The organism is Micromonospora sp. RL09-050-HVF-A (assembly GCF_019374995.1).
Lineage (GTDB): Bacteria > Actinomycetota > Actinomycetes > Mycobacteriales > Micromonosporaceae > Micromonospora > Micromonospora antibiotica.
Map to the genome: position 1 here is coordinate 6,304,326 of NZ_JAGKQP010000002.1, position 23,257 is coordinate 6,327,582.

At 73.7% G+C, this 23,257-nt stretch carries 19 protein-coding genes and 2 pseudogenes; 14 read left to right on the forward strand and 7 right to left on the reverse strand.

From position 1 onward, the window contains the following. Nucleotides 1-88 precede the first annotated feature (88 nt). Nucleotides 89-1,411, forward strand: a complete 1,323-nt coding sequence (locus tag J7462_RS27970) for a hypothetical protein (RefSeq protein WP_219468548.1) — start codon at nucleotides 89-91, stop codon at nucleotides 1,409-1,411. 56 nt (nucleotides 1,412-1,467) lie between these two features. Here the strand turns inward: J7462_RS27970 and J7462_RS27975 are convergent, their stop codons facing one another. Together J7462_RS27975 and J7462_RS27980 are read right to left on the reverse strand one after the other, a co-directional pair. After that, entirely contained in the window at nucleotides 1,468-1,728 is a 261-nt protein-coding gene (locus J7462_RS27975) for a CPCC family cysteine-rich protein (protein ID WP_307799628.1), read from the reverse strand. Nucleotides 1,729-1,752: 24 nt separating this feature from the next. Beyond that, nucleotides 1,753-2,547: an S-adenosyl-l-methionine hydroxide adenosyltransferase family protein gene (locus J7462_RS27980; RefSeq protein ID WP_219468550.1), complete on the reverse strand. Its 795-nt coding sequence runs from the start codon at nucleotides 2,545-2,547 to the stop codon at nucleotides 1,753-1,755. Between the two features lie 101 nt (nucleotides 2,548-2,648). Here J7462_RS27980 and J7462_RS27985 point away from each other — a divergent pair, with 101 nt between their 5' ends. Further along, entirely contained in the window at nucleotides 2,649-3,194 is a 546-nt protein-coding gene (locus J7462_RS27985) for a hypothetical protein (protein ID WP_208569345.1), read from the forward strand. Nucleotides 3,195-3,300: 106 nt separating this feature from the next. On the opposite strand, the gene J7462_RS27990 is transcribed toward J7462_RS27985, so the two are convergent. After that, nucleotides 3,301-7,968: an ATP-dependent helicase gene (locus J7462_RS27990; protein ID WP_374197552.1), complete on the reverse strand. Its 4,668-nt coding sequence runs from the start codon at nucleotides 7,966-7,968 to the stop codon at nucleotides 3,301-3,303. Nucleotides 7,969-8,145: 177 nt separating this feature from the next. On the opposite strand from J7462_RS27990, the gene J7462_RS27995 reads away from it, so the two are divergent. From J7462_RS27995 to J7462_RS28040, 10 genes and pseudogenes are all read left to right on the forward strand, one after another. Continuing rightward, a complete protein-coding gene (locus J7462_RS27995; RefSeq protein WP_208569346.1) occupies nucleotides 8,146-8,523 on the forward strand; it encodes a hypothetical protein in 378 nt (125 codons plus the stop codon). A gap of 105 nt (nucleotides 8,524-8,628) precedes the next feature. Continuing rightward, entirely contained in the window at nucleotides 8,629-11,463 is a 2,835-nt protein-coding gene (locus J7462_RS28000; RefSeq protein WP_219468553.1) for a Na+/H+ antiporter subunit A, read from the forward strand. Nucleotides 11,464-11,489: 26 nt separating this feature from the next. Continuing rightward, nucleotides 11,490-11,942, forward strand: a complete 453-nt coding sequence (locus J7462_RS28005; RefSeq protein WP_374197594.1) for a Na(+)/H(+) antiporter subunit C — start codon at nucleotides 11,490-11,492, stop codon at nucleotides 11,940-11,942. Further along, nucleotides 11,939-13,444 (forward strand): Na+/H+ antiporter subunit D, encoded by a 1,506-nt coding sequence (locus J7462_RS28010; protein ID WP_219468559.1) that lies wholly within the window; start codon nucleotides 11,939-11,941, stop codon nucleotides 13,442-13,444. Before J7462_RS28005 ends, J7462_RS28010 begins: the two co-directional genes overlap by 4 nt. Then, entirely contained in the window at nucleotides 13,441-14,004 is a 564-nt protein-coding gene (locus J7462_RS28015; RefSeq protein ID WP_219468561.1) for a Na+/H+ antiporter subunit E, read from the forward strand. Before J7462_RS28010 ends, J7462_RS28015 begins: the two co-directional genes overlap by 4 nt. Beyond that, complete coding sequence (locus J7462_RS28020) at nucleotides 14,001-14,264, forward strand: monovalent cation/H+ antiporter complex subunit F (protein ID WP_208569351.1); 264 nt, start codon at nucleotides 14,001-14,003, stop codon at nucleotides 14,262-14,264. Before J7462_RS28015 ends, J7462_RS28020 begins: the two co-directional genes overlap by 4 nt. After that, nucleotides 14,261-14,770, forward strand: a complete 510-nt coding sequence (mnhG, locus tag J7462_RS28025; protein WP_308291057.1) for a monovalent cation/H(+) antiporter subunit G — start codon at nucleotides 14,261-14,263, stop codon at nucleotides 14,768-14,770. Before J7462_RS28020 ends, mnhG begins: the two co-directional genes overlap by 4 nt. A 174-nt stretch (nucleotides 14,771-14,944) precedes the next feature. Next, nucleotides 14,945-16,282 (forward strand): annotated as a pseudogene (locus tag J7462_RS28030) (hemolysin family protein); the annotation flags it as partial. Nucleotides 16,283-16,443: 161 nt separating this feature from the next. Beyond that, a complete protein-coding gene (locus J7462_RS28035; RefSeq protein ID WP_219468565.1) occupies nucleotides 16,444-17,508 on the forward strand; it encodes a hemolysin family protein in 1,065 nt (354 codons plus the stop codon). A gap of 303 nt (nucleotides 17,509-17,811) precedes the next feature. Beyond that, entirely contained in the window at nucleotides 17,812-18,741 is a 930-nt protein-coding gene (locus J7462_RS28040) for a sporulation protein (RefSeq protein WP_219470788.1), read from the forward strand. Nucleotides 18,742-18,862: 121 nt separating this feature from the next. Here the strand turns inward: J7462_RS28040 and leuE are convergent, their stop codons facing one another. Both leuE and J7462_RS28050 read right to left on the reverse strand, forming a co-directional pair. Then, entirely contained in the window at nucleotides 18,863-19,528 is a 666-nt protein-coding gene (gene leuE, locus J7462_RS28045; RefSeq protein ID WP_219468570.1) for a leucine efflux protein LeuE, read from the reverse strand. Continuing rightward, nucleotides 19,525-20,844 (reverse strand): bifunctional pyridoxamine 5'-phosphate oxidase family protein/GNAT family N-acetyltransferase, encoded by a 1,320-nt coding sequence (locus J7462_RS28050; RefSeq protein WP_219468573.1) that lies wholly within the window; start codon nucleotides 20,842-20,844, stop codon nucleotides 19,525-19,527. The genes leuE and J7462_RS28050 overlap by 4 nt, the downstream gene beginning before the upstream one ends. Before the next feature lie 38 nt (nucleotides 20,845-20,882). Between J7462_RS28050 and J7462_RS28055 the strand changes: the two are divergent. After that, nucleotides 20,883-22,221 (forward strand): annotated as a pseudogene (locus tag J7462_RS28055) (aminotransferase class I/II-fold pyridoxal phosphate-dependent enzyme). Here J7462_RS28055 and J7462_RS28060 read toward each other — a convergent pair. Beyond that, on the reverse strand, nucleotides 22,211-22,471 hold the full coding sequence (locus J7462_RS28060; RefSeq protein ID WP_219468576.1) for a hypothetical protein: 261 nt from the start codon (nucleotides 22,469-22,471) through the stop codon (nucleotides 22,211-22,213). The pseudogene J7462_RS28055 and the gene J7462_RS28060 sit on opposite strands and share 11 nt — an antisense overlap. Further along, nucleotides 22,468-22,671, reverse strand: coding sequence for a hypothetical protein (locus J7462_RS28065; protein WP_219468579.1), 204 nt, complete (start codon nucleotides 22,669-22,671; stop codon nucleotides 22,468-22,470). The genes J7462_RS28060 and J7462_RS28065 overlap by 4 nt, the downstream gene beginning before the upstream one ends. Nucleotides 22,672-22,988: 317 nt before the next feature. Here J7462_RS28065 and J7462_RS28070 point away from each other — a divergent pair, with 317 nt between their 5' ends. After that, nucleotides 22,989-23,210 carry an AlpA family transcriptional regulator gene (locus tag J7462_RS28070; protein ID WP_219468584.1) on the forward strand — a complete coding sequence of 74 codons (222 nt, stop codon included), beginning with the start codon at nucleotides 22,989-22,991 and terminating at the stop codon, nucleotides 23,208-23,210. Nucleotides 23,211-23,257 lie beyond the last annotated feature (47 nt).

Sequence of the window (23,257 nt, forward strand, 5' to 3'; positions counted from 1 at the left end):
AGCAGAATTCGCATGTATCGCTATTTGTAGCGTGCTTCCTGTCGATCTACGAAAAAATGCACTATTGGAGAGTTCTGAGGAGAATATTATGGCTTTCGGCCCTCGTGGTGCCTCATCGTCCCTGTTGGTCGGTCTGCTGACCGTGACCCTGGTCGGCGCGCTCGCCCCGGCCACCGCGTACGCCGCACCACACGTCCCCGGCCGCTCCGCGCCCGACCGGTCAGGCCTGGACCGGTCCGCGCCCGATCCGTCGCGGTCCGGGCGGCAGAGCGGCACGACGACCACCGGTGAGCGATGGTCCGTCGACCTCGCCGTCGTCGGCGGCGACGACGTGAACGTCCGGTTCGGTGCCGGCCGGCTGCGCCTGGCCGACCCCCGCCCGACCCGACACAACCGGCCCGCCGCCCTCGGTGCGCCGGTCGCCGAGGGGGTGCTGCTCGCCCCCGCGTATACCCTCGCCGGCCCGGCCAACCGGGTCCACGCCGCGCTCACCGCCGAGGCCCCCACCGGCACCGCCGTCGGTGTCCAGGTGCGCGGCTGGCAGCCCACCGGCTGGACCGAGTGGCGGGAGGCCGGCACCGCCCCCGCCACCTTCGACCGGCCGGTCAGTCGGGTCCAGGCCCGGGTGCTGCTCACCACCCGCGACGCGAAGGCCGCCGCCTCGGTACGCGCGGTCCAGCTCACCGCCGACACCGCCGCCGTCCAGAAACCCGCCCCCACCGCCGTACGCAGCTACCGGGTCTTCGCCACCCGGGAGGGCGAGGTCGGCGGGGTGACCGCCAACGGTCGCACCATCCAACCCCGGGACCACTTCGTTGCCCTGCCGTCCCGGCGCGGGCTCTCCCCGCTCGACACCGGCGACTACACCGTGCGGGTCTGCACCACCAGCGGCAGCCGCTGCGAGTACGCGCCGGTGTGGGACGTCGGCCCGTGGAACACCCGGGACGACTACTGGAACCCCGCCGCCGTCCGGGAGAACTGGAAGGACCTGCCGCAGGGCCGCCCCGAGGCACAGGCCGCCTACCAGTACGGCTACCACGGCGGCAAGGACCAGTTCGGCCGTACCGTGCTCAACCCGGCCGGCATCGACCTCGCCGACGGCACCTTCTGGGACGGCCTGCTGCTCACCGACAACGCCTGGGTGGACGTCACCTACCTGTGGACCGGCTCCGGCCCGCGCGGCGTGATCGGCTCCGGGCCGCTGAACGTCCGTACCGGCCCCGGCACCTCGTACCCGACCCGGGGGCTGGCTGCCACGCACGCCAACGTGCCGATCCAGTGCTACGTCAAGGGGCAGACGGTCGCCGGGACGTACCGGACCACCAACCGGTGGAACCGGCTGGCCGGCGGTCAGTACGTCAGCCACGCCTACGTGTCCACCGTGTACGGCGGCACCGTGTCACCCTGCTGACCGGTGCACCGCTGACGGGACCCTCCCCGACCCGGCGGGTCAGGGGGCGGATCGGGTCAGGGCCGCTCGTCCGGGCGGGGCGGGCGGACCATGTCCTGGTAACGGGGGTGACTCGCGCCGTACACCGCGAAGTTCAGCCGGGCGTGGGTGAGACTCAGCTCACCGTTCGCCCCGCCCCGCACCACGTCGGCATCGGCGTCACCCTGGCCGTCATCGGTCCAGAAGCAGACTGGACAGGTGCCCCCACCCGTCCGGGACGCACAACAGGGACAGCCCACCGGAACCCACACTTCACCCACCGCAGCAGCATTCCACACCGGACGTCGGCCAGGGAGCGCAGCTCACCCCCTGATACGCCCCCGCACCGTGACCGTGGCGCCCGGGGCCACCCCGAGCAGGTCCACCGCCCGACCCCCGTTGCGGGCCACCGCCACCAGGCCGGCGGAGTCGACGAGCACGACCAGCGAACCGGGTGCCACGTCCCCGAACGTCCGCCCCCGGACCGCCGGTCGACCGTCGACCTGCACCGCCGCGGGCAACGACGCCAGCAGGTCCGCCCCGGCGGCGAGCTGCACGTTGCCGAAGTGGTCCACGCTGAGCACCTCGGCGGTGAACCCGTCGGCCTCCCGGCGCAGCACCGGCGGGGGCAGGATCACCAGGGACGCCGGGTCGACCTGCGGCCCGGCGTCGGCCGGCGGGTCACCGAGAGCCAACCGGGCCGCCACCGGGGCGAAGACGTCCCGGCCGTGGAAGGTGTCCGACACCTCCGCCGCCAGCCACCCCGGCGCGGTCAACTGCACCGCCGAGGTGATCCCACCCAACGCCTGCGCCGCCGCCGGCAGCACCCCGTTGTCCGGCCCGACCAGCAACCCGCCCGGTGTGACCAGGGCCACCGCCCGCCGGGACGTCCCGACCCCCGGGTCCACCACCGCCACGTGCACCCCGTACGGCAGGTGCGGCACGGCCTGGGCGAGCACCGCGGCACCCCGCCGGACGTCCCCCGGCGGCACCAGGTGGGTCACGTCGATCACCCGGGCGGTCGGGGCGATCCGGCCGATCACCCCGTGGCAGACGGCCACGAACCCGTCGGTGAGCCCGTAGTCGGTGGTCAGTGAGATCCAGGGGGACGGGGCCATGCCCGGCAGGCTAGTGCGGCGGGCCGACTATCACTGACCGGACACCCCGATCGGCCGACCGGCCGGTGCCGTCCCCGCAGCGGGTTCGGCAGACTGCCGGGGTGACGAAACGCCTTCGTATCCTGTCCACGACCGCCACCGTCCTCGTCGCCCTGGCCCTGGCCGGCTGCGGCGACGACCCCGCCGACGAGCGGGACGGCGGGGCGTGGGCCGACGGCCGGTCGAAAGCCCCGGCCACCACCGAGGCCGCCCCGGCGGACGGACCGCCGAAGACCGCGAAGCCGGGCACCACCCCCCGGGAGAGCCCCTCCACCCCGCCGTTCGTGCTGCCGACGAAGAAGACCAGCGCCCCTGCCGCCCGCAAGGTGGTCGACGCGTTCACGGCCGCCGGCCTGAAGGCGCCCGACCCGCGCGACCGGTCCAAGGACTGCGGACCCAACGGTGCGGGGGTCGGCTGCGCCCAGCTGCTCGTCACCGACGCCGTCTCCGTCTACGTCTTCCCCGACGAGGCGAGCGCCACCAACCAGACCGACGTGTGGGGGACCAAGGCGTACCGGTCGGGTGCGGTGGTGCTCAACTACCTGGGCACCCGGACCAGCGCCGCCGAGCAGAAGCGCTACAACGACGTACTGGCCAAACTCGGCTGACTGCCGCAGCCCGGGCCGGTCGACGCCGGTGGGGTCACCCCGACCGGTGTCGCCCGGCCCGGACGACTGCGGCGGGGGCGGCGCGGGCGCGGGGTGACCTGCCCGGTCAGCCACGCAGGCGCAGGCCACGGGGGGTGGCCCGGAAACCGGCTGCGGCGAGCGCGTCGCGCAGCGGGGACGAGTGCACCGCCCCACCGTCGGCCCGCTCCACCGACATCGCCCCCAACGCCCCGGAGTGCACCGCGTCGGCGAGCGCCTTGCCGGCGGCGGCCAACGCGTCGGGCTCGGCGGTGAACGAGAGGATGGTCCGCCCACCCCGTTCGACGTAGAGGGCCAGGTCACCGCCGACCAGCACCACCACCGACCCGGCCTTGCGGCCGGCCCGGTGCCCGGTGCCCGGTGCGGCGTCGTCGCCCGAGTCGACGGCCCGTTCCGGCCAGGGCAGTGCCGCGCCGTACGGGTTGGCCGGGTCGGTGGCGGCGAGCACCACGGTCGGCCCGTCGCCGCGCCCCCGTCCCCGGTCGGTCGGCTCGGCGAGCGCCCGCAGCCGGTCCACCGCACCGGGCACCGCGAACTGCGCCGCGCCCAGCCCCTCGACGAAGTAGCCCCGCCGGGCAGCGCCGCGCTCCTCCAACGCGGCGAGCACCGGATAGACGGCGGCGAACCCGCCGACGACCTGCTCGGCCACCACCGCGCCCCGGGTCACCACCCCGTGCCGGTCGAGCAGCAGATCGGCCAGGGCGGCGGCCCGTCGGGTCGGATCGGTGTCCCGCTCCGGCAGCCGCGACCAGCGCCCGGCCACCGTGGGCGGGCCACCCCGGCTGGGCAGCGCCACCCGACCCGGGCGACGGTAGCGGGCACGCGGGGCGGCCGGGCGGGACCGGTGCGCGCCGCCCGCGCCGAGCGCCGCCCGCAGCGGGGCGAGGGTGTCGTTGGTGAGCTGCCCCGCCCAGACCAGATCCCAGATCACCGCGGTCAGGGCGGTGTCGTCGTCGGAGCCCACCCGGTCGGACAGCGGGCGGAAGAACAGCGCCTGCCCGTCGGCGAGCGCGTCCAGCACGGCAGCGTGCAACGGGGTGCCGGCGAACGTGTCGTCCGGCGGGGGGAGCAGCAGCGGTGCGACGTCCGCGTACGCCAGGGTGATCCAGCCGTCGCCACCGGAGATCGCCCCCGAGCCGGCCCAGACCACCTCACCCCCGGCGCACAGCTCGTCGAGCTGGGCGGGGGAGTAGTCGGCGACCCGGGCGGGCAGCACCAGCCGCTCCCACGCCGACGCCGGCACCGCCGTGCCCTGCAACTGCTCGATCGTGGCGGCCACCGCCTCCACCCCGCGCGCCGACGAGCCGATCTGCTGCCAGCGGGGCAGGAAGCCGGCCAGTACCCGGGGCGGCACCGGTTCGATCTCCCGGCGCAGCGCGGCGAGCGACCGGCGGCGCAGCAGCCGCAGCACCTCGGCGTCGCACCACTGGGTGCCCACGCTGTCCGGGGCGAACTCGCCGGAGACCACCCGCCCGGTCGCGGCGAGCCGACGCAACGTCTGCTCCACCACGAACACCCCGAGCCCGAAGCGGGCGGCGCAGGTCGCGGCGGCGAACGGCCCGTGGGTGCGGGCGTACCGGGCGACCAGGTCGCCGAGCGGGTCGGCCACCGGCGTCAGGTACGCCTCGGCCACCCCCACCGGCAGTGCCACCCCGAGCGCGTCGCGCAGCCGGGCCGCGTCCTCGATGCCCACCCAGCGGTCCTCGCCGGCGATCCGGACCCGCAGCGCCCGGCGGGCCGCCGCCAACTCCACCGGCCACTCCACCGGCACGCCCCGCTCGGCCAGCTCCGCCTCGGTCAGGTCGCCGAGGACCCGCAGCAGTTCGGCGACGTCCTCGGCGTCGCGGGGTCGACGCTGGTCGGTGCGCCAGCGCAGCTGCCGTTCGGTCTCGGCGAGCACCGCCGGGTCGAGCAGCTCGCGCAGGTCCACCCGGCCGAGCAGCTCCCCGAGCAGGGCCGAGTCCAGCGCCAACGCGGCGGCCCGCCGCTCGGCCAGCGGCGCGTCCCCCTCATAGAGGAACGCGCCGACATAGCCGAAGAGCAGCGACCGGGCGAACGGCGAGGGGCGTTCGCTCTCCACCTCGACCAGGCGGACCTTGCGGCTGGCCAGGTCGCGCATCAGACCGGCCAGGGCGGGCTGGTCGAAGACGTCCTGGAGGCACTCCCGGGCGGCCTCCAGGGTGACCGGGAAGTCGGCGTACTCGCGGGCCACGTCGAGCAGTTGGGCGGCGCGCTGGCGTTGCTGCCACAGCGGCTGCCGGCGGCGCGGGTCACGCCGGGGCAGCAGCAGCGACCGGGCGGCGCACTCGCGGAACCGGGCGGCGAACAGCGCGGAGGTGCCCACCGACTCCTCGACCAGTTGGGCGATCTCGTCGGGCTCGAACACCACCACGTCGGCGCCGGGCGGCTCGTCGGCGGTGTCCGGCAGCCGCACCACGATCCCGTCGTCGGAGGGCATCGCCTGGGCGTCCACGCCGTAGCGTTCGGCCAGCCGGCGGCCGATCGCCAGCGCCCACGGCCCGTTGACCCGGGCCCCGAGCACGCTGTGCACGGCGAGCCGCCAGTCACCCAGCTCGTCGCGGAACCGTTCGACCAGCACCGTGCGGTCGTCGGGCAGCGAGCGGGTGGCGGCCTGCTGCTCACGCAGGTAGGCCATCAGGTTGCCGGCCGCCCAGTCGTCGAGGCCACCGGCCCGCAGGGCGGTCAGGGCGGTGGCGTCGTCCTGGCGCAGCAACGCCCGGATCCGGCTGCCGATGGCCCGGCCCAGCTCGACCGGCCGGCCCAGCTGGTCGCCCTTCCAGAACGGCATCCGGGCCGCCTGGCCGGGTGCGGGGGAGACGAGCACCCGGTCGGGGGTGATCTCCTCGATCCGCCAGGACGAGGAGCCGAGCAGGAAGACGTCGCCGACCCGGGACTCGTAGACCATCTCCTCGTCCAGCTCACCGACCCGGGCGGCGCGCTGCGCACCGGCCAGGAACACCCCGAACAGGCCCCGGTCGGGGATGGTGCCGCCGCTGGTGACGGCGAGGCGCTGGGCCCCCGGCCGCCCGGTGAGCACGTCGGTGGCCCGGTCCCAGACCAGTCGGGGCCGCAGCTCCGCGAAGGCGGTCGACGGGTAGCGGCCGGAGAGCATGTCGAGCACCGCGTGCAGCGCCGAGTCGGGCAGCTCGGCGAAGGGCGCGGCCCGGCGGACCAGCACCGCCAGGTCGCCGAGCGACCAGGGTTCGAGGGCGACCATGGCCACGATCTGCTGGGCGAGCACGTCGAGCGGGTTGCGCGGGTAGTGCAGCTCCTCGATGGCGCCGGTCGCCATCCGCTCCGCGACCACCGTGCACGAGAGCAGGTCGCCCCGGTGTTTGGGGAAGACCACCCCCCGGGACACCGCCCCCACCTGGTGTCCGGCCCGGCCGACCCGTTGCAGGCCGGCCGCGACGCTCGGTGGGGCCTCGATCTGCACCACCAGGTCGACCGCGCCCATGTCGATGCCCAGTTCCAGGCTGGAGGTGGCCACCACGGCGGGCAGCCGGCCGGACTTGAGGGCCTCCTCGATCTGCTTGCGTTCCTCCCGGGAGACGCTGCCGTGGTGGGCCCGGGCGATCACCGCATCGGCCCCGGTCGCCGTGCCCGACTGGGCCATCACCTCGGCCGGCGGTCCGGCGGCGGCGTCGGCCGGCTTCCCGGCGGCCCGGTCATCGGCGGCCGGCGCTCCGACGGTCTGTTCCTCGGCGGCCAGCTCGTTGAGTCGGGCGCAGAGCCGTTCGGCGCTGCGCCGGGAGTTGGTGAACACGATGGTCGAGCGGTGTGCCCGGATCAACGCGAGGACCCGTTCCTCCACGGCGGGCCAGATCGACGCCCGGCGCGGGCCGGGCCCACCCAGGTCGTCCTGGAGGGGTTGCTCGGTCTCGTCGAGCCGGGTCATGTCCTCCACCGGGACCTGGACGCTCACCTCGATCGTCTTGGGGGTGGCCGGCTGCACCACGTCCACCGGGTGGGCACCGCCGAGGAACCGGGCGCACCCGTCGATCGGCCGGACGGTGGCGGACAGGCCGATCCGCTGGGCGGGTCTTTCCAGCAACCCGTCGAGACGCTCCAGGGAGAGCGCCAGGTGGGCGCCGCGTTTGGTGCCGGCGACGGCGTGCACCTCGTCGAGGATGACGGTCTCGACGCCGCGCAACGAATCCCGGGCCGCCGAGGTGAGCAGCAGGAACAGCGACTCGGGGGTGGTGATGAGGATGTCCGGCGGGGTGCGGGCGAAGGCCCGGCGTTCGTCGGCGGGAGTGTCGCCGGTGCGCATCCCGACGGTGATGTCCGGCGGGGTCACACCGAGCCGGGTGGCCGCCTGCCGGATGCCGGCGAGCGGAGCGCGCAGATTGCGCTCGACGTCGACGGCGAGCGCCTTGAGCGGGCTGACGTAGAGCACCCGGCAGCGTCGCCGGGCGTCGGCCGGCGGCGGTGCGTCGGCCAGCCGGTCGAGCGACCAGAGGAACGCCGCGAGCGTCTTACCCGAGCCGGTGGGTGCCACCACCAGGGCGTTGCGGCCGGCGGCCACCGAGGTCCAGGCACCGAGCTGGGCGGCGGTGGGGGCGGCGAAGGCGGCGCTGAACCACTCCCGGGTGGCCGGGGCGAAGCCGGCCGGCACTTCCCGGCCGTCGCCCGCGCCGGCCGGGCCCGCCGGGTTCGCCCTGCCCGCCGTGCCGTCCGGGTCCGCCGTGCCCTCCCTGCCCCGCCTCGTCACGTCCCCATCCTGCCTCGGCGGTGTGACATCTGGCCGGCGCGGATGCTGGACTGTCCGACGCCGCGAGAGAATAGCGAATTGGCCGATTAGTACGTTAAGTCTTACTTAACTGCTTGCTTGCGACCCACAACATAAAGTAACTTCACTCGGACTGCCGCAACGGGTGAGAGGAATCGGATGTTCGTCGAGGAGCGTGGCCCGACGCCCGGCACCGACGTGCTCATCCGCAAGGTCGAAGGGCATCTCACCGCCCTGCGGACCAGCCTGCGCGGCCCCGAGCTGGAGCTGGCCGAGCGCCTCGCCGACAGCCTGCGGGAGCTGGTCGTCTCCACCGCCCAGGCCAGCGCGGCCGACCGGGGTCAGGTGCGCGTCGCCGTGCACTACTTCGTGCTCCGCCGGGAGAGCCGCGGCAAGCTGCTCCCGGTGCGTTCGCTCGCCGTCGCCCAGCGGGTGGTCGACAAGGTCGCCCTCCAGCTCGGTCGCCCCGACCTGCTGGTCGAGCCCCGGCGGGCGCTGACGCCCGCGCTCCCCGGCGGCGAGACTCCGCCCGGCTGACGGGCGATTTCCCGAAAAGCCCCCACCGGGGGCTGAACTGGCGTGTGATCGGTGCGGAACGGGACAATTCGCCCGGTATGCGCCGCCAGTTCGACGGGAGGACGCGTGCTCGTACTGCTGCTCCTGCACCTGGTGGCGGCGCTCCTCGCGCCACTGCTGGTCCGGTGGTGGGGTCCGCGCGCCTGCTATCCGCTCGCGCTGGTGCCCGCCGCCGCGTTCGGCTGGGCGCTGACCCGCACCTCGACGGTCCGCGACGGGGGCGCGGTCGTCGAGACGTACCAGTGGATCGGGCAGCTGGACCTCGACGTGGCGTTGCGGATGACGACGCTGTCCTGGCTGATGACCCTGCTGGTCGGCGCGATCGGCGCGCTGGTGCTGGTCTACTGCGGCCGGTACTTCGCGCCCGGCGCGGTGGGCCTGCCCCGGTTCGTCGCGGTGCTGGTCGCCTTCGCCGGCGCGATGCTCGGCTTGGTCCTCGCCGACGACCTGCTGCTGCTCTACGTCTTCTGGGAACTCACCACCGTCTTCTCCTACCTGCTCATCGGGCACAGCACCGAGCGACGCTCCAGCCGCTGGGCGGCGGCCCAGGCGCTGACCGTCACCACGCTGGGCGGGCTGGCCATGCTGCTCGGCTTCCTGATCCTCGGCGGGCACGCCGGCACCTACCGCTGGTCGGAGATCGCCGCCGCCCCCCTGCCCGGCGGTGCGACGCTGGTCGCCGCCGTGCTGCTGATCCTGACCGGCGCGCTGGCCAAATCGGCGATCGTGCCGTTCAACGGCTGGCTGCCGGTGGCGATGGCCGCGCCCACCCCGGTCAGCGCCTACCTGCACGCGGCGGCGATGGTCAAAGCCGGCGTCTACCTGATCGGCCTGCTTGCCCCCGTGCTCGCCGACACCGGCCCGTGGCGGCCGGTGCTGCTCACCCTCGGCCTGGTCACCATGCTCGCCGGCGGCTGGGCGGCGCTGCGCCAGTGCGACCTGAAACTGCTGCTGGCCTACGGCACGGTCAGCCAGCTCGGCCTGCTGACCGTGACGATCGGCACGGGCAGTGCGGACGCCGCGCTCGCCGGGGTGGCGATGCTGCTCGCCCACGCCCTGTTCAAGGCCGCCCTGTTCCTCGTCGTCGGCATCATCGACCACGACGTCGGCACCCGCGACCTGCGGGAACTCTCCGGCCTCGGCCGTCGGGCCCCGGGGTTGGCGGTGGTCGCCACGCTCGCCGCCGCCTCGATGGCGGGCGTGCCGCCGCTGCTCGGCTTCGTCGCCAAGGAGGCTGTCTTCACCGCGCTGGCCACCCGCCCGGTGGTGCTCGCCGGGCTGGTCCTGGGCACCGTGCTCACCGTCGCCTACAGCATCCGCTTCCTCTGGGGTGCCTTCGCCACCCGCCCCGGCACCGCCGAGACCGCACCGGAACCGATCCCGCTGCCGATGCTCGTCCCACCCGCCCTGCTCGCGATCGCCGGGCTGGTCGCCGGCCCGACCGCCGCCGGGCTCGACGGACTGCTCGGCCCGTACGCGGAACTCTTCGGCCCGCCGCACGTCACGCTCGCCCTCTGGCACGGCCTGACCCCCGCCCTCGGCCTGTCCGCGCTGGCGCTGGCCGGCGGGGCCGTGCTGCACGCGGTACGCGGCCCGCTCGCCCCGGCGCTGGCCCGCTGGAAGCTGCCGTTCACCGGCAACCAGGGGTACGAATGGGCCACCCACCAATTCGACCGGCTGGCCATCGAGGTCACCGGCGCCACCCAGCGCGGCTCACTGCCGCTGTATCTCGGCACCGTCCTGCTGGCCCTGGTGCTGGTGCCCGGCACCGCCCTGGTCAGCACGAGCCCGTGGCACACCCGGATCGCGCTCTGGGACAGCCCGCTGCAACTGGTGGTCGGGCTGGTGATCGGGGTCGCGGCGGTCTTCGCGGTGAACGCCCGACGACGGCTGACCGCGATGCTGCTGGTCGGGGTGACCGGCTACGGCACCGCGATGCTGTTCGTGCTGCACGGGGCACCCGACCTGGCGCTGACCCAGTTCCTGGTGGAGACCTCCACCATCGCCGTCTTCGTGCTGGTGCTGCGGCGGCTGCCGGAGCGGTTCTCCGCCCGGCCGCTGCGCCGCAGCCGGTGGGCCCGCCGGGTGCTCGGCGTCGCGGTGGGCGTGGTGCTGGCCGGGCTGGCGCTGATCGCCTCCGGGGCCCGCACCGCGGTGCCCATCTCCACCGCGTTCCCGGCGCTCTCCGTCGCCGAGGGGTACGGGCGCAACGTGGTCAACGTGACCCTGGTGGACATCCGGGCCTGGGACACCATGGGTGAGATCTCGGTGCTGGTGGTGACCGCCACCGGGGTGGCCAGCCTGATCTTCGAGCGGTCCCGCACCGGACCGCGCCCCCGCCGGGTCGAACCCGCCTCGCCCCGACACGACGACCGGCCGGTCTGGTTACGTGGCGGGGCGACCCTGCACGCGCGACGCCGGTCCATCGTCTTCGAGGTGGTGACCCGGCTGCTGTTCCACACCATCGTGCTCTTCTCGCTGTTCCTGCTCTTCTCCGGTCACAACGCACCCGGCGGCGGCTTCGCCGGTGGCCTGGTGGCGAGCCTGGCGCTGGCCGTGCGCTACCTGGCCGGCGGCCGGTACGAACTGGCCGAGGCCGCCCCGATCGGGGCGGGCACGGTACTCGGGGCCGGCCTGGCGATCTCCGTCGGTGGTGGCGTGCTGTCCCTGCTGACCACCGGGACCGTGCTGGAGAGCGCCAAGGTCGACCTGCCGCTGCCCGGCCTCGGTGGGCCGTACCTGGTCACCTCGCTCTTCTTCGACATCGGCGTCTATCTGATCGTGGTGGGGCTGATGCTGGACATCCTGCGCAGCCTCGGAGCGGAGATCGACCGGCACGTCGAGGCGGCCGGCAAGTCCGACCGGGGGCTCGTCGTCGACCACGAGGGGGACCGACGGTGAGGGGCGGCGGGGCGGGACCCACGCTGGTGCTGGTGATCGCCGTGGGCCTGCTCACCGCCACCGGGGTGACGCTGCTGCTGGAGCGCAGCCTGACCCGGATCTTGCTCGGGGTGATCCTGTTCGGCAACGGGGTGAACCTGCTCATCCTGGTCGGTGGCCGTTCCGGGGTGGCTCCGGTGGTCGGCACCGGCCCGGAGGACGAGATGAGCGACCCGCTGCCGCAGGCGATGGTGCTCACCGCCATCGTGATCACCTTCGGGCTGACCGCCTTCCTCGCCGCCGTGGCGTACCGCAGCTGGTATCTCGGCGGCAACGACGAGGTGCAGGACGACGTGGAGGACCAGCAGATCGTCGCGCTCGCCGCCCGCAACGAGGTGGCCAACGCCGACCTCGGCGGCGAGGGACCCGGCGACGACCCGGAACAGGTCGACCCCGAGCCGCCCCAGCGGGGGCCACGCCGACCCGGGGGTACGCGATGACCGCGCTCCTACCGTTCCCGGTGGTGGTGCCGCTGCTCGGTGCCGCCCTCACCCTGATCCTGGTCAACCGACCCCGGTTGCAGCGCACCGTCAGCGTGGTCGCGCTCGGCACCAACCTGGTCGTCGCGGTGCTGCTGCTGGTGCGGGCCCACCGGGACGGGCCGGTGGTGACCGAGGTGGGGGGCTGGCCCGCCCCGGTCGGCATCGTGCTGGTCGCCGACCAGCTCGCCGCGCTGATGCTGGTGGTCTCCTCGGCGGTCACGCTCTGCGTGCTGCTCTACTCCATCGGCCAGGGCCGCGCCGAGACCAGCGAGTCGGCGCCGGTGAGCATCTACCACCCGACGTACCTGGTGCTGACCGCCGGGATCACCAACGCGTTCCTCGCCGGTGACCTGTTCAACCTCTTCGTCGGGTTCGAGATCCTGCTCGCGGCGAGCTTCGTGCTGATCACCCTGGGCGGCACCGAGGCCCGGATCCGCACCGGCTCGACGTACGTGGTGGTCAGCATCCTCTCCTCGATGATCTTCCTGGCCGCGGTGGGCCTGGTGTACGCGGCCACCGGCACCCTCAACCTGGCGCAGCTCGCCGGTCGACTCGACGCGCTGCCCGACGGCGTACGGCTGGCGTTGCAGTTGATGCTGCTGCTCGCGTTCGGCATCAAGGCGGCGATGTTCCCGCTCTCCGCGTGGCTGCCGGACAGCTACCCGACCGCCCCGGCACCGGTCACCGCCGTCTTCGCCGGCCTGCTCACCAAGGTCGGCGTCTATGCGATCATCCGGACCGAGACGCTGCTCTTCCCCGGCGGTCAGGTGGCCAACGTGCTGATGGTGGGGGCCGGGCTGACCATGGTGGTCGGCGTGCTCGGCGCGGTGGCCCAGTCGGACATGAAGCGGCTCTTCTCGTTCACGCTGGTCAGCCACATCGGCTACATGATCTTCGGGGTGGCGCTGAGCACCACCGCCGCGCTCTCCGGCGCGATCTTCTATGTGGTGCACCACATCACCATCCAGACCACCCTGTTCCTGGTCGCCGGCCTGGTCGAGGAGCGGGCCGGCAGCACCGACCTGCGCCGGCTCGGCGGCCTGGCCCGGGTCACCCCGCTGCTGGCGGTGCTCTTCTTCGTCCCCGCGATGAATCTGGCCGGCATCCCACCGTTCTCCGGTTTCCTCGGCAAGGTCGGTCTGCTCCAGGCCGGGGTGGCCCAGGGCGGCCCACTGCCCTGGGTGCTGGTCGTCGCCGGCACGGTGACCAGCCTGCTCACCCTCTACGCCACCTCCCGGGTGTGGAACATCGCGTTCTGGCGGGCCCCGCAACTGGCCACCGCCGAGCCGGTCGTCCGGCTCCCCGGGTTGATGGTCGGGGCCACCACCGCCCTGGTGGTGCTGGGGCTGGCCCTGACCGTCGCCGCCGGCCCGCTGTTCCAGGTCACCGCCGACGCCGCCGTCGACCTGCGGCTGCGCACCCCGTACGTGCGGGCCGTCCTGCCCGGCGGTCCACCGTGAGCGGCGCGTCGTCACGACCCACCGGACGACGTCGGGACCAGCTCATCGCCCTCGGTTGGCTGGTCGTGGTCTGGAACCTGCTCTGGGGCCACTTCTCCCCGGCGAACGTCCTCACCGGTCTGCTGGTCGGCGGGTCGGTGCTGCTGTTCTTCCCGCTCCCGCCGGTCTCCTTCGGCGGCCGGTTGCGACCCCGGGCGCTGCTGGTGCTGGCCGGCACCTTCGTCGTGGAACTGGTCAGCGCCAGCATCCACGTCGCCGCCATCGCCGTGCGTCCCGGCTTCCGCCCGCGCGGCGCGATCATCGGGGTGCCGCTGCGGGTACGCACCGACCTGAACCTGGCGCTCACCGCCGAACTGCTCTCCCTGGTGCCGGGCACCCTGATCGTCGAGGTGGACCGGGAGTCCGGCGTCCTCTACGTGCACGTGCTCGACGTGCGCTCACCGGCCGACATCAGCGGCAGCCGGGAGCGGATCCTCGCCGTCGAGGAACGCATCGTCCGTGCCGTCGGCTCCGAGGCGGAGTTGCGACAGCTCCTCACCGAACCCACGGAGGCACCGTGACCGTCGTCCTCGCCGTCGTCCTGACCGTGCTGCTGTCGACCACCGCGCTGCTGGCGTTGGCCCGGATCTACCGGGGGCCGTCGCTGCTGGACCGGGTCATCGCCGCGGACCTGCTGCTCGCCGCGATGCTCAGCGCGGTCGGCGCGGAGGCGGCGGTGAACCGGCACGCCACCACGTTGCCGGTGCTGGTGGTGCTCTCCCTGCTCGGTTTCGTCGGCTCGGTCGCCCTGGTCCGCTTCGCCGCCCGGGAGGAGTCGTGAGCGTGGGTACGGTGGTCGACTGGTTGGCCGCCGTCGCCCTGGTGTCCGGGGCACTGCTCAGTCTCGCCGCCGGGATCGGTGTGCTGCGCTTCCCGGACGTGCTGGACCGGATGCACGCCGCCACCAAACCCCAGGTGCTCGGGGTGCTGCTGTTGCTGGTCGGGCTGGCGCTGCGGCTGCGTACCGCCGCCGACCTGGGCATGATCATGCTGGTCGGGGTCTTCCAGTTGGCCACCGCCCCGGTCGCCGCCCAGATGATCGGCCGGGCCGCCTACCGGTCGGGTCGGGTGGACCGCAGCCTGCTCGACGTCGACGAGCTGGCCGGACACCAGCCCGAGCCGGCTGGCCCCCGGCCGGAGCGTGCCGACTTCCGGTCCGGGGACGACGGTTCCCGTTCCGGGGACGGTGACTCCCGGTCCGGGGACGACGGTTCCCGGTCCGGGGACGGTGACTCCCAGGCCGAAGGCGGTGACCCCCGGTCCGGGCCCGGTGGACAGCGGGAGTGACGCCGCGGACAACGGGGAGGAGCAGGCACTTTGTGCCCACCCTCAGCGGGCTTCCAGCGAGCGCCGATAGAATTGCCGGATGATCGACTCTTCTGCCCAGGAGGGCAGCAGTAGCCAGCCGGGTCGTGCCCGGCAATCCCCCGCCCCGACGTCCACGGGAGCCCTGAGCGACCCGTGTTGATCGTCGTCGGCCTCGCACTCATCATCGTTCTCACCGCCGCCACCGGCTACTTCGTGGCCCAGGAGTTCGGCTACGTCGCCGTGGACCGGGGCAAACTCAAGCAACTCGCCGACGACGGCGACGCCAAGGCCGCCCGCGCCCTGGAGGTCACCGGGCGGCTGTCGTTCATGCTCTCCGGGGCACAGCTCGGCATCACCGTGACCGCCCTGCTGGTCGGCTACGCCGCCGAGCCCTACCTCGGTGCCGGGCTGGCCGAACTGTTCGGCGGCGTCGGCGTCTCCACCGGGGTCAGCCTGCCGCTGTCGGTGGCGTTGGCGCTGGTCATCGCCACCGTCGTGCAGATGGTCCTGGGTGAGCTGGCCCCGAAGAACCTGGCCATCGCCCGGCCCGAGACGCTGGCGCGGGCGCTGAGCCGGTCCACCCTGATCTACCTGAAGATCGCCGGGCCGCTGATCACGCTCTTCGACCGGGCCGCCGTCCGGTTGCTGCGCCGCCTCGGCATCGAGCCGATCGAGGAGCTGCCCAGCGGCGCCACCCCGGCCGACCTGGAGCAGATCATCGCCGAGTCCCGGGAGGAGGGGCACCTCGACGCCGAGATGTCCGACCTGCTCGACCGGGGCCTCGACTTCCGGGAGCTGACCGCCGGGGAGGCCATGGTCCCCCGGGTCGACGTGCACACCATCCGGGCACACGAGCCGGTCAGCCGGGTGGTCGAGCTGCTCGACACCGGTCACTCCCGTTTCCCGGTACGTGGTGCCGAAGGCGTCGACGACCTGGTGGGCGTGGTCGGCATCGCCGACGTGCTCGGGGTGCCGCCGGCCGAGCGCGCCACCACCCCGGTCAGCGCGGTGGCCGTACCGCCGCTGCTGGTGCCGGAGACGTTGCCGCTGCCCACGGTGCTGGACCGGCTGCGGTCCGGGCACCGGCAGCTCGCCTGCGTGGTCGACGAGTACGGCGGCTTCGCCGGCGTGATCACCCTGGAGGACATCGCCGAGGAACTGGTCGGGCCGATCCGCGACGAGGACGACCCGCCCGACCGGGCCCCGGCCCGGCAGGAGGACGGTTCCTGGGTGGTGCCGGCCCGCTGGCGCATCGACGAGGTCGCCGACAGCACCGGCATCTCGCTGCCCGAGGCCCCCGAGTACGACACCCTCTCCGGGCTGGTCATGCGGGAGTTGGGCCGGGTGCCCGAGGTCGGTGACCGACTGGAGGTCGTCCTGCCGGCCGACGGCGACGAGCCCACGGAACGCCCGAAAGCCCTGATCGAGGTGCTCGCGGTGGACCGGCACGTGGCCGACTCGGTGCGGCTCACGATGGCCGCCGACCCGGGTACGGGCACGCAGCCCCGGACCGCCCGCAGCGGAAGCGACCGACGCCGTGGTGCGAACGTCCGCGCCACCGGCGGCGGGGGCGACCGTGCCGGGGGCACGAATGCCCGCGCCACCGGCAACGGCCCGGACGTGCACGTCGCCCGGGGTCGGGAGGAGCGCTCATGAGCCCCGTTGTCGCACTGCTGGTCTCGGTGCTGCTGCTCGCCCTCAACGGCTTCTTCGTGGCCGCCGAGTTCGCCCTGGTGGCGGCCAAGCGCTACCGGCTGGAACAGACCGCCGCCGGTGGCGGCCGGGCGGCCCGCGCCGCCCTGGACGGGGTACGTGAGCTGTCCCTGATGCTGGCCGGCGCGCAGCTCGGCATCACGCTGTGCACGCTGGGCCTGGGCGCGTTGGCCGAGCCGGCGATCGAGCACCTGCTCAGCCCGTTGCTGCACGCCGTCGGGCTACCGGCGGCAGCCAGCCACATCATCGCGTTGATCTTCGCGCTGGGGCTGGTGACGTTCCTGCACCTGGTGGTCGGCGAGATGGCCCCGAAGTCGTGGGCGATCACCGACGCGGAGCGCTCGGCGACGCTGCTGGCGCTGCCGTTCCGGGCCTTCGCCCGGGTCGCCCGGCCGGTGCTGTCCCTGCTCAACGCCCTGGCCAACGCGATGCTGCGACTGGTCGGGGTGCAGCAGCAGGACCAGCTCGCCCAGGTACACGGCCCGGACGAGCTGCGCATCCTGCTGGAGCAGTCCCGCGAGCACGGGCTGCTCGGTGCCGAGCAGCACCAGATGCTGACCAGCATGCTGGAATTGCAGGGCACCACCGTCGCCCAGGTGATGGAACCCTTCGACCAGATCGTCACGGTCCACCGGGACGACACCGCCGAGCGGATCGAACAGGTCAGCCGGGACAGCGGCCGGTCCCGGCTCGCCGTCCTCGACGGCGGCGGCGAGGTGTGCGGGCTGGTGCACGTCCGGGAGGCGGTCCGGGCGGTCACCACCGGCCGGGCGGCCACCGCCGCCGAGCTGATGAGCCGCTCGTTCACCCTGCCGGCCACCTCCTCGGTCACCGAGGCGGTCGCCGCGATGCGCGCCGACCAGGCCCAGTTGGCGCTGGTCCGTAACGGCGGCGGGCCGACCCGGCCGATCGGATTCGTGGCTCTGGAGGACCTGCTCGAAGAGGTCATCGGCGAGTTCGACGACGAGACCGACCCGATCCCCCGGGGCCGCCGCCTGCGCTGACTGTCGGCCCGGCCGGGCCGACGCGGTTGAGGCTCCGGCGAGCAGTGGTGGTGCACCGGCTGCCCCCGAGGTAGCGGCATCGAGGTGCGGTGGACCCGTTACCTCGGCCCAACTGAGTCGATCAACGACCCCGCCCCGCCCCGGGGCGGGGTCGTTCCGTCGGGGTGGTCGAGGAGTGCCCGGCCGATCGGGGGGAAACCGCCACCCGCCGGGTAGGTCAGGGCCGGCTCCTGCCTGGTCGGTCGGGGGACACCTCGCCTGCCTGGTCGGGGGCGGCGGGCGGAGGACGGGGGAGTGGCGGGGATGCGGTTGACCGGGGTGTCCCACGAGTCCGGTGCGACCGGGTTGGCGGTGAGCACCACCCTGACCAACCCGAGCACCCGCCCGGGGCTGCGGCTGCCGGGGCAGGTGATGCTCAGCGCCGGGGCGCAGGACGTGCCGGTGCGGCACGTACGGCTCGGGTTGGTGGCGACTGCCGAACCTGACGACCCCCGCTCACCCCGTCACCTCGTGCAGTACCACCAGGTGACGGTGGGGGGTCGGTTCGTCGTACCGGCCGGGCGGCGGCGGGCCATCGACTTCGCCGTACCCCTGCCGTGGGAGACGCCGGTGACGATCTTCGGTGGGGTGCCGTTGATGAGCCTACGCACCGGGCTGCGTACCGAGGTGTCGGTGGACCCGGAGCTGGAGCAGGGCGCGATGGTGCCGATCTTCGTCCACCCGTTGCCCACCCAGCAGCACGTGCTGGCGGCCCTGGACACGCTCGGCTTCGTCCTGCGGCAGGCGGGCCTGGTGTCGAGCCGACTGCCGGGGGTCGAGCAGAGCCTGCCGGTGCACGAACGCCTCGGTTACTGGGTCGCCCCGCTGTACGCCGGGCCGATCACCGAGCTGGAGCTGATCTTCGTGACCAATTCCGCCGGCCTGGAGGTGCTGCTCTGGATGGACCGGCGGCTCTCGCTGACCGGAATCAGCCATCAGAGCATCAGCCGGTTCCGGACCTGGCACACCGGTGCCGATCAACGCGACTGGGTCTCCGTCGTGGACGGCTGGTTGCGGGCGGCGATCAACCGGCACGCGGCAGCGGCCTCGAACGCGCACTGGTCGGCCCGGATCACCGAGTCGGCGCACGTCAGCCGCCGACCTGACACGCCGGTGCGACCCGGTTACGGGTTGGGCGGCACCGGCGGTGGAGGTGGCATCGGTGGTGGCGGTGGTGGCGGTGACGGCACCTGAATCCGCCCGCGCCCCCGGCGGTGGTGGTGGCACCTGAATCCGCCCGCGCCCACCGCATCGCCCCCGGTGGTGGTGGCTGAATCCGTCGGGGGTCGCCGCCCGGTCGTGCGTCCGGGGAGGGTCAGACCGAGGCGGTGGCGAGCTTGATGCCGAAGCCCAGGAAGAGCATCGCGACACCGGTGGTGGCCCCGGCGGCCAGCCGGCGGCGCTGCCGGAACTGGGCGGCCAGGAAGGTGCCCGCGAAGATCAGCGCGGTCAGGTAGAGCACGCTGGTCACCTGGGCGATCAGCCCGAGCAGCAGGAACGACAGGGCCGGCCAGGCATAGCCGGGGTCGACGAACTGGATGAAGAACGAGATGAAGAAGAGGATGGCCTTGGGGTTGAGCAGGCTGATCACCAGTGCCTTGCGGAACGGGCTGCGCAGCGCCGCCGGCTCGGCCGCGTCGATCAGCCGGGGCGCCGCCGGATCGTGGCGGTCGCGCCACCGCTGCCAGGCCGCGCGCAGCATGGTCAGCCCCACGTACCCGAGGTAGGCCGCGCCCGCGTACTTGATCACGAGGAAGAGCGGCGGGTACGCCTTGAGCAGCGACGCCACCCCGGCGGCCGACAGGAACATCAGCACCGCGTCGCCGAGGAACACCCCACCAGCCGCCCGGTAGCCGACGGCCACGCCCCGCTTGGCGGCGGTGGAGAGCACGAAGAGGGAGTTGGGCCCCGGCAGCAGGACGATCGCCACGGTGCCCAACACGTAAGTCCAGATGTCGGTGATGCCCAGCACGCCCGTCATCCTCGCCCCACCGGGGTGGTGCCGCGAAGTCTTTCCCGCAGCCTGGCCTGTGCGTTCGGCCACTCATCGACGGTCATCGCGTACTGGACGGTGTCGCGCCAGGAGCCGTCCGGACGCTGCCGGTGCATGCGCAGCACGCCCTCCCGGGTCGCGCCGAGCCGGGCGATCGCCGCCTGCGACCGGGTGTTGCGGATGTCGGTGTGCCAGACCACGCGCACCGCCCCCAGCGTGTCGAACGCCCGCCCGAGCAGCAGCAGTTTGGCCTCGGTGTTGATGCCGCTGCGCCACCAGGGGCGGCCGAGCCAGGTGTAACCGATCGCGACGCTGTGCCGCTGCGGGTCGATCTCGTAGAAGGAGGTGGTGCCCACGACCGCTCCCGTCCGGGCGCAGCGCTGCACCCAGGGCACCCGCTCGCCGTCCTGTCGGGCGGCCAACGCGGCGGCGACGACCGTCCGCATCGCGGCCGGGTCGGCGGGCAGCGGGTGGCCCAGGTGGGCCCAGACCTCCGGCTCGGCGGTGGCGGCGAACAACTCGTCGGCGTGCGCGGGGGTCAACGGCTCCAGCAGCACGTGCGCGCCGTGCAGCGGCACCGGCTCCCACCACGGTGCAGCGCCGGAATCCGGCCCCGGCAGACTGACGACAGGTGCCGGTGACCCGGTGGAGCCCGGCGTCGGCGAGCCGGTGGTGGGCAGGTAGCCCGGGACCGGCGCGACCACCCCGGCGTCCGGCTCGGGCGGGCCGGCGGTCAGCCGGAGCGGCACCACCCCGGCCCAGTGCGGCAGGTCGAGATCGGCCGGTTCGTCGCGGACCCCGCCGGTGCGGGCCCGCACCGACACCTCGCGCAGCGGCAGCGCCAGGACCGCCGTCTCGGCCAGCTCCCGACGGGTCGGCGGACGGCTGTCGGCGGCCCGCCCCGCCCCGACCTTTTCCACCAGGGCGGTCATCGCGGCACGCTTGTCGTCTTCGCTGGTGACCAGGTGGGCGGTGCCGTGTGCGACGACCGACCGGTAGTTGGCGCTGTGGTGGAACTGCGAGCGGGCGTAGATCAGCCCGTCGAGCAGGGTCACCGTGACGCAGACGGGCAGCCCGGCCTCGCCCCGGGCGGCGAGCAGCGGCCGGCTGCCGGTGGACCCGTGCAGGTAGAGGGTGTCACCGACCCGGACGTGCAGGGTGGGCAGCAGACGCGGCTCACCGTCGACCACGAACCCCAGCACGCAGTGGTAGGCCTCGTCGAGCACGGCATGGGCGGCGGCCCGGTCGTAGCTCATCCTGTCCCGGGTGCGGCTGGCGGTGGTGCGTGCGGTCGGCGGGTACATGTGACATCCAGACTTTGTTCTAGTACGATCCTGAAACTGTGGCAGCACATTATCAGATCCTCGGGTCCACGTCCGCCGCGATTTCGGCGAGTGTGGAAACGGGCATCCGCACCGGGGTGCTGGCGGCGGGCGACGCGTTGCCGCCGGTCCGCTCCCTGGCCACGACGCTGGCGGTCAGCCCGGCCACCGTCGCCCGCGCCTACCAGGAGCTACGCCAGCGGGGTCTGGTCGTCACAGCCGGCCGGCACGGCACCCGGGTCCGGCCCCGGCCGCCGGTCGCCCCCGTCGGGCCGCCCGGCACCCGGCCCCGCCCCCGGCACCCGTGACCTGTCCCTGGGCCAGCCCGACCCCCGGCTGCTGCCGCCGCTCGGCCCGCACCTGGCCGCGCTCGCCACCGGGATCGGTCCCCCCGTGGGGTACGCCACGACCGGTGTGCACCCCGCCCTGGCCGAGGCCGCCCGCTCCCGGCTCGCCGCCGACGGGGTGCCCGCCGACGAGCTGACCGTCACCGGGGGAGCGCTCGACGGCATCGAGCGGCTGCTCGCCTCCCACCTGCGCCCGGGTGACGCGGTCGCGGTGGAGGACCCCGGCTGGGCCAACCTGCTCGACCTGGTCGCCGCCCTCGGCCTGCGGCCGGTCGGCGTGCCGGTCGACGACGAGGGGCCCACCGTCACCGGGGTGCGCGACGCGTTGACCCTCGGGGCGCGGGCGCTGGTGGTCACCAGCCGGGCGCAGAATCCGACCGGTGCCGCCGTCTCCGCCGGCCGTGCCGAGGCCCTGCGGGCGCTGCTCGCCGGCCGGGCCGACCTGCTGCTGATCGAGGACGACCACGCCGCCGAGCTGTCCCGGCTGCCGCTGCACCCGCTGGCCGGGGCCACGGCGACCTGGGCGTTCGTCCGTTCGGTCAGCAAGCCCTACGGGCCCGACCTGCGGCTGGCGGTGCTGGCCGGTGACGAGGTGACGGTGTCCCGGGTGGCCGGCCGGGCCCGGGTGGGCGCGGGATGGGTCTCCACCGTCCTGCAACGACTCGTCCTGTCGCTCTGGCGCGACCCGGCCACCACCACCCTGATCCACCAGGCCGCCGACGCCTACGAACGCCGCCGGTCCGGCCTGCTCGCCGCGCTCGCCGACCGGGGCGTGGTGGCGCACGGCCGCAGCGGCATCAACGTCTGGCTGCCGGTGCCCGACGAGACCATCACGGTCACCGCCCTGCGGGACGCCGGCTGGTCGGTTGCGCCCGGTGGCCTCTCCCGGCTCGGTGCCCCGCCCGCCGTGCGGATCACGGTCAGTTCGCTCGACGACGCCGACCTCACGCCGCTGGCCGACGCGGTCGCGGCGGCGGTCCGCCCCGCCGACCCGATCGGCTTCACCGCCTGACCCGTGTCGTCGGTCTGCTCCTACGGGGCTGCGCGGGGGTGGGGGCGGGTGGCGCGGTCAGCCCCGCCGGCTGGACGAAGATCCGCCGCCGGGAGACCGCGTCCCCGGCCGCGTCCAGCTGGTATCCCTCCAGCCAGACCCAGCCGTCGTACGTCGGCCAGTCGAGCACCCGGATGACCCGGAACCGGATGGGGCGGAGAAACTGCACGCTGGCGGCCCTGGTCACGTACACCAGGTCACCGGCCTTCATCGGCGCTCCTGGTCCCGCGCGCGCAACGCCCGCTGCACGCGTCGCTCGCGCCAGACGCGCAGCGTCTCGCCCGCGTCGGCCAGGCGGTCGCAGGAGCCGTCCGGCTGGCAGCGGGAGCAGACGTTGCGATGGTGGAAGTCGACGACGTAGCCGGCCATGATCACGACGAACGGCGGCTCAGCGGGTCGCTGCTCATACATGTGGCCAGGCCCCCCGGTTGAGCCTGCGCGGGTGGCGCGTGCCCCACCCGGCCTCGGGATCCGGTCGTCGAGGCGCGGCTCGATGGTCGGCGGTGGCGTCCCGCTCGCAGGTCGCCGCCGGGGGCAGCGACCTGCCCTGCTGTACGACATCGACAGGTTCAGCAGGGCGATGGAACCACTTGCAACGAGTCATGCCGGACGCTCCTTGACCGGGGCTAAGGGTTGACAGTTGTCCAACTATAACCAGAGCCTATTGAGCTTGTCTAAGCAATAGAGTATTACTCATAACAATGCAAATCGGACCTACGCTCACCGCTATGGCACTGCTCAAAGGCACGCGGCTGGAGGTGTGGGGAGCTGCCGAGATCCAGGAACGTCTGGGGATCTCACGGCAGCGCACCTACATCCTGATCAGCCGTCGGGATTTCCCGGCTCCGGCAGCTGTCCTCAAGATGGGTCAGATCTGGTTGAAGTCCGATGTGGAGTCGTGGATCGCCGAGAAACGCCCTCACCTGCTCGAAAGCGACGAGGAAGCTTAGGCGAGTCCTCGCCTGACGGGTTGCCTCCGAGGAGCCCGGCGGGTCCT

Bases quoted from the DNA above. Each gene is read 5' to 3' on its own strand.
- J7462_RS27970 (WP_219468548.1), top strand. From the start codon at position 89: ATGGCTTTCGGCCCTCGTGGTGCCTCATCGTCCCTGTTGGTCGGTCTG.
- J7462_RS27980 (WP_219468550.1), bottom strand. From the start codon at position 2,547: ATGGCCCCGTCCCCCTGGATCTCACTGACCACCGACTACGGGCTCACC.
- J7462_RS27995 (WP_208569346.1), top strand. From the start codon at position 8,146: ATGTTCGTCGAGGAGCGTGGCCCGACGCCCGGCACCGACGTGCTCATC.
- J7462_RS28010 (WP_219468559.1), top strand. From the start codon at position 11,939: ATGACCGCGCTCCTACCGTTCCCGGTGGTGGTGCCGCTGCTCGGTGCC.
- J7462_RS28035 (WP_219468565.1), top strand. From the start codon at position 16,444: ATGAGCCCCGTTGTCGCACTGCTGGTCTCGGTGCTGCTGCTCGCCCTC.
- J7462_RS28040 (WP_219470788.1), top strand. From the start codon at position 17,812: ATGCGGTTGACCGGGGTGTCCCACGAGTCCGGTGCGACCGGGTTGGCG.
- leuE (WP_219468570.1), bottom strand. From the start codon at position 19,528: ATGACGGGCGTGCTGGGCATCACCGACATCTGGACTTACGTGTTGGGC.
- J7462_RS28050 (WP_219468573.1), bottom strand. From the start codon at position 20,844: ATGTACCCGCCGACCGCACGCACCACCGCCAGCCGCACCCGGGACAGG.
- J7462_RS28060 (WP_219468576.1), bottom strand. From the start codon at position 22,471: ATGAAGGCCGGTGACCTGGTGTACGTGACCAGGGCCGCCAGCGTGCAG.
- J7462_RS28065 (WP_219468579.1), bottom strand. From the start codon at position 22,671: ATGTATGAGCAGCGACCCGCTGAGCCGCCGTTCGTCGTGATCATGGCC.
- J7462_RS28070 (WP_219468584.1), top strand. From the start codon at position 22,989: ATGGCACTGCTCAAAGGCACGCGGCTGGAGGTGTGGGGAGCTGCCGAG.